Source organism: Sinobaca sp. TMA16-18 (assembly GCF_059510535.1).
Map to the genome: position 1 here is coordinate 491,230 of NZ_JCAKFM010000002.1, position 7,266 is coordinate 498,495.

Genomic DNA, 7,266 nt, shown 5'->3' on the forward strand with positions numbered 1-7,266 from the left:
CCACGGGGAAGGGAGCGATAAAACAGGAGCGTGTAAACGCAATGGCAGATATATCGTTTATTATCAAAGCGGTTGACCAATTTTCGGGAGTATTCGACAAACTTCAAAGTGACCAACAGAAAATCGGTGGAGGAATGCAAACAGCCGGAAAAGTAATGATGGGAGCCGGAGCAGGTATTGCGGCAGGTATCGGATACGCCGTAAAAACATCATCCGATTTCAGTACGTCGATGTCAAAAGTAGGCGCACTATCAGGCGCAACTGGCGGCGACTTTAATAAATTACGACAAAATGCTTTGGATTTAGGGCGAGACACGGCCTTCAGCGCAAAGGAAGCCGCGGATGGAATGGGCTACCTCGGCATGGCGGGATTCGATACAAACGAAATCATTGCCGCAATGCCGGGTGTTTTAAGTATGGCGGCGGCGGGCGGTACTGACCTAGCGTCTAGTGCGGATATAGCATCAAACGTATTAACCGGTTTCGGACTGGAAGCCGGACAAACCGCGAGGGTATCCGATGTATTAACGAAGGCATTTACGAACAGTAACGTTGACCTCGGTATGTTAGGCGAAACAATGAAGTATGTTGCGCCACTCGCAAAAGCGGGTGGTTTTTCTTTAGAAGAAATGGCGGCGGCTACGGGGTTACTTGGCGATGCCGGTATACAAGGAAGTCAGGCGGGTACAGCATTGCGAGCAATTTTACAGCGCATGGCTGCGCCAACTGGAGCCGCGGCAGATTTAATGAGCCAACTGGGAATTTCAACAGTAGATTCTAGCGGAAATATGCTGAGTTTGACTGATATTCTCGGACAAGTCGAACAGGCGACCGAAGGTATGGGGGATGCGCAGAAACTTGCGGCTATTAAAACGCTTGTCGGTGAGGAAGCCGCCAGTTCGTTCTTAGCTTTGCTCGATGCGGGTTCCGGCACTTTAGGTGATTTCACAGGGGAACTCGAAAACAGCGGCGGTACAGCCGAACAAATGGCGGCGCAGATGCGCGACAATCTAGGGGGCGCACTTGAAGAATTAGGTGGTTCAATCGAGACAGCCGCAATTGCGTTCGGTTCTGCCTTAGAGCCGGCGATTCGCAAGGTAACGGAAGTGCTGACCACTTTGGTAAACAGCTTTACTAACCTGAGTCCAAACGTTCAACGTGCAATCGCAATGGTCACAGCGTTCATAGCGGTGTTCTTATTAGTAGTTGGTGCGATTGTATTCGTAGCAGGAAGCTTTGCGATATTATCAGCCGCGGTCGGTATTGCAATGGCGCCGTTATTTGGAATGATTGCGATTGTAGCTTTAATTATCATTGCAATCGTCGCATTAGCAGTTGCGATTATATCAAACTGGGATTCAATCGTAGCCGCGACTCAGGCCGCATGGGGCGGCGGTATCGTTGGCTTCTTGCAAAACGTCTGGTCGGGACTTATTACGTTGGCTATTGCGACATTTACCGCATTGGTATCGTTCTTCTCTATGCTATGGACTAATGTTGCGACCGCCTTTACAACGGTCTGGACGGGTATACAGACGGTTCTTGCATTTTTATGGCAGGGTATCGTTGAAGCCGCGAAGACGATTTGGCAGGGCTTGGTTATGTTCTTCCAGACACTTTGGACGAACGTTAGTACAGCATTCTCGACAGCTTGGTCGTTTATAACAGCGCTCTTAATCGGAGCATGGAACGGAATAGTTGCGGCGGCACAAGCACAATTCGCTGTCTTAATAGCGTTTTTTGCGGGTCTTTGGACAGGCGTATCAGCCGCATTTTCGACTGCATGGTCATTTATAATAGCGCTATTAGTCGGAGCGTGGAACGGTATTGTTATCGCCGCACAAACAGTTTGGAATGCGCTTAAAACATTCTTCTCTACGCTTTGGGCGGGAGTATCTGCCGCATTCATGGCGGCGTGGAATGCGATTAGAAGTGCGCTGACCGCTGTTTGGCAGGGCATAGTTACGGTTGCGCAAACAGTTTGGAATTCGCTGAAGACGTTCTTTTCGACTTTATGGAGTGGGGTGAGCGCGGCGTTCAGTGCCGCATGGTCTGCTATAAGTTCGGCTTTAACCGCAATTTGGACTGGAATTGTAACTGCCGCCCGTACCGTTTGGACGGGATTAAAGACGTTCTTCGGAACGCTTTGGTCAGGTGTCAGTGCGACATTTTCGGCAGTTTGGAATTCGATAAGAGCCGCATTGGTTGCGATATGGACAGGTATCCGTACAGCCGCAATTGTCGCTTGGAATGGAATAAGGACTGCGGTCATCACAGCGGTAAACGGTTTACGTACAGGTCTGACGGCGGCTTTAAACGGTATTCGCACAGTTGCGACAACGGTTTGGACTGCGATACGTACCGCGGCAGTTACAGCCTGGAATTTCATCCGCACAGCCGTATTAACTGCGGTGAATGGTCTACGTACAGGCGTACAAGCGGCGCTATCGGGGCTACGGGCGTTCGTAACAACTGTTTGGAACGGTATTAGGAGTGCGGCTACAACCGCATGGTCGGCAATTAGAACCGCCGTTACAACGGCAGTAACTGCGATTCGTACCGCAATACAGACAGGCTTTCAAGCCGCGCGGTCAGTCGTGGTTTCGATAATGTCATCGATACGTTCCGCATTCACAACGGCATGGTCAGCAATCAGGTCAGCCGCAACAACGGCAATCTCAGCAATTCGTTCCGCAATATCATCAGGATTCAATGCGATTCGCTCGATTGTAACGTCGGTCATGTCTTCGATACGCTCAGCGTTTACCTCGGCTTGGTCAGCTATCAGGTCGGCGGCTACTAGCGCAATCAGCGGTATCAGGTCAGCCGTAACATCAGGCTTCAATGCGATACGTTCGACTGTGACATCTGTACTGAATGCGATACGTTCCACCTTCACAAGTTCGTGGAATGCGATAAGGTCGGCGGCAACGTCAGCTATTTCCGCAATCAGGTCGGCTATTACCTCCGGGTTCAACGCTATCAGGTCAACCGTAATGTCTGTACTCAATAACATTCGTTCGACGTTTATCTCAATTTGGAACTCTATACGCGCAGCAGTAACGTCCGCAATGTCTGCGGTACGCTCTGCGATATCGTCAGGTATGACTGCGGCGGCTAGTGCTGTACGTTCCGGGCTATCATCGATGATTAGCGCCGTACGTTCATTTGTCGGTCAGTTCGTTTCAGCCGGACGTGACTTAATTAGCGGACTGGTTCGAGGTATTAAATCAGCCGTTGGCGGAGCCGTTTCGACAGTTCGTTCCTCAATGGGTAAAGTAGTATCAGCCGCAAAAGCCGTATTCAAATCCAATTCACCTAGTAAAGTATTCATCGACTTAGGTGTCGATTCAATGCTAGGACTTGCGATTGGTATTAACAACATGGCGAAGAAAGCTGTAAAGTCGGCAGTCAATGCCGGTGAATCGGTAACAGCCGGTTTCAGCGACAACATGAATATCGACCCCGGCGCGGACATTTCGAACGCAATGAATAAAGGCGGTATGTTCAAGGCAAATGCGGCGGTGGGTGCGGCTAATGCGAATGCGAACGGAATAATGACATCGCAGTCTAGCGGCAATCGTTCAGCCGGCGCCACTAGTGAACCGCAAACGATTATTCATCAGCATATTCATCAGACGGTACTGGACGGAAAAGTTATCGGTGAATCGGTATATGAGACAGTCGATGGTTTAATCAAACGAAAAGAGACGCAAGATAAGCGCGCTCGCGGTGAATTATAGAAACAAAAATTCCCCTATCGATTAAATTCGGTAGGGGGCTTTTTTTATGTTCATTTTCGACTAATACATATGCGCTCACACGGCGCTAATAGCCCGTCTAAGAAGCGTTATATTCGGGGCTATAATGGTATTACCTAGTACGTTTATACGCGATAGCGTACTCAATTAATCGTTCGTATCTTCGAAGCTGAATAATTCATCCGGGTTACTTATTTCTAACGCGGCGGCAATATCCGCTAAAATCACCAAGTTAATATTTACAGGTTCGTTTGCGTATTTATGAATAGTGGGGTAACGAATGCCTGTGACTTTAGCTAATTTGTACAATGACATATTTTTTGATTCGCATACTTCTTTAATACGTAGCTTTATTTTCATATGAACGCCGCCTATCGAGTTAATAATTCAATCATAATGTATTCGCAATTGCGTATAAATAGGTAATTCGGCACTGTTTATATATACGCAAATGCGAATATACTATAGTTATAAAATTGAAAGGTGGCGTTTTAAATGAATAGTGTAAGGTATAACGAATTAGTTTTCGAACAGGTATGCGAGAATACCGGTAAGGCAGTCGATTATTTATTGGTGTATGGCGTAGAAGACTATGCACTTAGGAGCGAACTAGCCGGTATGTTAGGTGATATTTGCGCAATCTATGAAAAGGAAGCGGAAGTATCGGTTTACATTTGGAGCCGCGCTGATTTAATCGACGATTTATTGATGCAGACAGATGAAGAGAATGAGCGCTATTTTAATCAAGGAAATGAATCGACTAAGACGGCGTGGCTATTTAACGAAATCTATCAGTTAGGCGGGTTCTATCCGACTAAAAATGAAGAATACTTTATTGAAGTCAGCGAAAATGAAGGGTGTATTGCGTTGCTACCGGAATAATTAGTATGTAGGGGCAAAACATTCTTGTTATTACAACAGCGGAATGTTTGCGTTTGTAGTTTTATAAAGGGAATAAATCTTTAATAAACATGCAAAACTCCTTGACTTGTCCAACAAAATCTCTTGTGAGACTGCCACTACCTGCAATAACCTTACTGCCTTGGTCATCAACATGACAATAAACAGTAATGCGTGCCAATAACTTACGTTCATTAATGTCCTTTTGTTCTTTTAATTTCCTCAACTTTTTTAACCACCAATAGTACGATGATTCAAGTTTATTGGTTTTTGTAGGGGTCACTGTTTCCATTTGTGGAATAGTAGCCATTACGCTGTAATTAGGTACAAGGGAACGTTGCAGTGCAGCGAATGTTTCACGACGAATTCTTGCTTGCCTAGCTACCATAGCCATTAGTTCACGATGAGGTTGAGTGAGGGATTTGATTAATTCTGTATTAATCCCGGCGAATTGACTTTTAAAACGATTGATAGCTTCTATTTGTTGCGTTGCTAACTGCATATTAATGCCTTTTAATATTTTTGCTTGATTACTAGCTTGATTAATAGTCGCCATTTGATACTGATTCATTCCATATTCCATTGCGTTCACCCCCTCTCTACAAAGACCATTATACCCTACTGGTTTTCATCAAATCAATATATAGTATTTATATTTTATATGTTGACACTATATATAGTTTTTAAACTTCTTTTTATAAATTTGTCAACTTCATAAAAACATGAAAAACGAAGCAATCGACTATTATTTGACAGTATTCTGCTAATAATAGCGCTATTTGATTAAATCTATTTCTTGCGTAGTAAAACGAAGTTTGTATTCTCGAATCGAAATGAAACAGTATACTATTTTTAAAATACCATTGCGCATTTACTCGTTACAGGCAACCAGTTTATCGTTTTAAGGAGTGAACGAAGTAAATCAATACTGGAGGTGTCGATAATGAAACGGACAGCATTTTTTATAAGTACCTTAGTATTCGCTTTAGTTGGATGTCAGGAAACGACAGAACCCGTTGAAAAGGAAGTCTCTGCTATTCAGACAGAAACCGCCGTTCCCGATGAAAACGAATATCGCATAGTTGTCGGTGATTCATTAATCGACATCGGCGCGGAAATGGTCAACCATTCGCAAGCTATCGAACAGTTAGGTAGCGTACAGAATGACGAATCATACAACGAAGTACAGACATCTATATTCGAATTGCGTACAGCAGTTGCGGAAGCCGACCGCGCGGATTTAGAATCACCGGGCGCGGAGTTTGACGAAGTAGACGCAAGCTACGACGCAATAATCGACTTACTGATTCAGTACACAGACGAAGCACCGGCGGCATTTGACGAGTTTTATTTCGAAGGTAGCGAAGAACAGTTAAATGAAATATATCCGCTAGTTGAGGAAACGCAAACTGAAATGAATTTCATGAACGAAAACTTGCCGGAATAAATTAAAAAAAATTCAACTGGAAGTTATTCGACGTTACTATAGGAAGAAATGCGGTAGTACAATCGTTGAATAATATTCTTTTAAAAAAAATTCGAGAAAACTGTTTACAACGTTTCAGGGTACGTGCTATATTTATTTACGTTGTCGCAGAGAACGACAGCAATCGTCAGGCTAACAGAATATAGCGAAGGGCGTACGGATAGTATGCGGTAATAGCTTCGTAAAACCTGATTATTTGCGGGTGTGGCGGAATTGGCAGACGCGCTAGACTTAGGATCTAGTGTCTTTATGACGTGGGGGTTCAAGTCCCTTCACCCGCACCATTTTATTTACCTTATACTTAAAACAATGTTTGCGCGGTCGTGGCGGAATGGCAGACGCGCTAGGTTGAGGGCCTAGTGGGAGTTAAATCCCGTGGAGGTTCAAGTCCTCTCGACCGCACCATATAAATATTATCGGGCGCCCGTAGCTCAACTGGATAGAGTATCTGACTACGAATCAGAAGGTTAGAGGTTCGAGTCCTCTCGGGCGCACCATTTCTTTTAATAAATTTCATACGAATGATTATATACGCTTAAATGATAAATCTTGATTAAGATCAAAGCATAGAGTAATAACGATATGCTTTTATTTTTTTCGAAAACGGGAAGTAGCTCAGCTTGGTAGAGCACTTGGTTTGGGACCAAGGGGTCGCAGGTTCGAATCCTGTCTTCCCGACCATTTATGCGGGCGTAGTTTAGTGGTAAAACCTCAGCCTTCCAAGCTGATGATGTGGGTTCGATTCCCATCGCCCGCTCCATTATTTAATCTGATAATTTCATATTACAGGAACTGCTCTTTTTTTATGCCTGCAGTTAATGTAGAAACCATTCTCAGAATAAAGAATGGGCCTGTAGCTCAGCTGGTTAGAGCGCACGCCTGATAAGCGTGAGGTCGGTGGTTCGAGTCCACTCAGGCCCACCATATAATGCTTGACAAACTGTACTCATATTTGGTACATTAGAGATCTTCCCCACACAACAATTGGTGGAAGAGTGTCCTTTGAAAATGGAATGAAAACAACGCGCGAAATATCAAGTCGCGGCAGGCAAGGCCTGCTGCGCAATGTAAGACCAGCATGACCTAAGCATCAACTTTCATGGAGAGTTTGATCTTGGC

The 7,266-nt window shown here is 44.9% G+C and carries 5 protein-coding genes and 6 tRNA genes; 9 read left to right on the forward strand and 2 right to left on the reverse strand.

The window, feature by feature from the left end:
- Positions 1 to 41 precede the first annotated feature (41 nt).
- Positions 42 to 3,743, forward strand: coding sequence for a phage tail tape measure protein (locus AC5W14_RS06185; RefSeq protein WP_496193931.1), 3,702 nt, complete (start codon positions 42 to 44; stop codon positions 3,741 to 3,743).
- Positions 3,744 to 3,908: 165 nt separating this feature from the next.
- Here AC5W14_RS06185 and AC5W14_RS06190 read toward each other — a convergent pair whose 3' ends face one another.
- On the reverse strand, positions 3,909 to 4,121 hold the full coding sequence (locus tag AC5W14_RS06190; protein ID WP_496193932.1) for a helix-turn-helix domain-containing protein: 213 nt from the start codon (positions 4,119 to 4,121) through the stop codon (positions 3,909 to 3,911).
- 135 nt (positions 4,122 to 4,256) lie between these two features.
- Here AC5W14_RS06190 and AC5W14_RS06195 point away from each other — a divergent pair, with 135 nt between their 5' ends.
- Positions 4,257 to 4,643, forward strand: a complete 387-nt coding sequence (locus AC5W14_RS06195) for a hypothetical protein (RefSeq protein WP_496193933.1) — start codon at positions 4,257 to 4,259, stop codon at positions 4,641 to 4,643.
- Positions 4,644 to 4,704: 61 nt separating this feature from the next.
- On the opposite strand, the gene AC5W14_RS06200 is transcribed toward AC5W14_RS06195, so the two are convergent.
- Complete coding sequence (locus AC5W14_RS06200) at positions 4,705 to 5,244, reverse strand: hypothetical protein (RefSeq protein WP_496193934.1); 540 nt, start codon at positions 5,242 to 5,244, stop codon at positions 4,705 to 4,707.
- Between the two features lie 360 nt (positions 5,245 to 5,604).
- Here AC5W14_RS06200 and AC5W14_RS06205 point away from each other — a divergent pair, with 360 nt between their 5' ends.
- From AC5W14_RS06205 to AC5W14_RS06235, 7 genes are all read left to right on the forward strand, one after another.
- The gene (locus tag AC5W14_RS06205) at positions 5,605 to 6,108 is read left to right on the forward strand and encodes a hypothetical protein (protein ID WP_496193935.1); all 504 of its coding nucleotides are present in this window, start codon (positions 5,605 to 5,607) and stop codon (positions 6,106 to 6,108) included.
- 237 nt (positions 6,109 to 6,345) lie between these two features.
- Positions 6,346 to 6,431, forward strand: a tRNA-Leu gene (locus AC5W14_RS06210).
- A gap of 33 nt (positions 6,432 to 6,464) precedes the next feature.
- Positions 6,465 to 6,552 (forward strand) — tRNA-Leu (locus AC5W14_RS06215).
- A 15-nt stretch (positions 6,553 to 6,567) separates the two neighbouring features.
- Positions 6,568 to 6,644 (forward strand) — tRNA-Arg (locus AC5W14_RS06220).
- 107 nt (positions 6,645 to 6,751) lie between these two features.
- Positions 6,752 to 6,828, forward strand: a tRNA-Pro gene (locus AC5W14_RS06225).
- 5 nt (positions 6,829 to 6,833) lie between these two features.
- A tRNA-Gly gene (locus AC5W14_RS06230) sits at positions 6,834 to 6,907 on the forward strand.
- A gap of 87 nt (positions 6,908 to 6,994) precedes the next feature.
- A tRNA-Ile gene (locus AC5W14_RS06235) sits at positions 6,995 to 7,071 on the forward strand.
- Positions 7,072 to 7,266 lie beyond the last annotated feature (195 nt).

What these genes read in the sequence shown, in the direction of transcription:
- AC5W14_RS06205 (WP_496193935.1), top strand. Translation starts at nt 5,605, where the DNA reads ATGAAACGGACAGCATTTTTTATAAGTACCTTAGTATTCGCTTTAGTT.
- AC5W14_RS06195 (WP_496193933.1), top strand. Translation starts at nt 4,257, where the DNA reads ATGAATAGTGTAAGGTATAACGAATTAGTTTTCGAACAGGTATGCGAG.
- AC5W14_RS06185 (WP_496193931.1), top strand. Translation starts at nt 42, where the DNA reads ATGGCAGATATATCGTTTATTATCAAAGCGGTTGACCAATTTTCGGGA.
- AC5W14_RS06200 (WP_496193934.1), bottom strand. Translation starts at nt 5,244, where the DNA reads ATGGAATATGGAATGAATCAGTATCAAATGGCGACTATTAATCAAGCT.
- AC5W14_RS06190 (WP_496193932.1), bottom strand. Translation starts at nt 4,121, where the DNA reads ATGAAAATAAAGCTACGTATTAAAGAAGTATGCGAATCAAAAAATATG.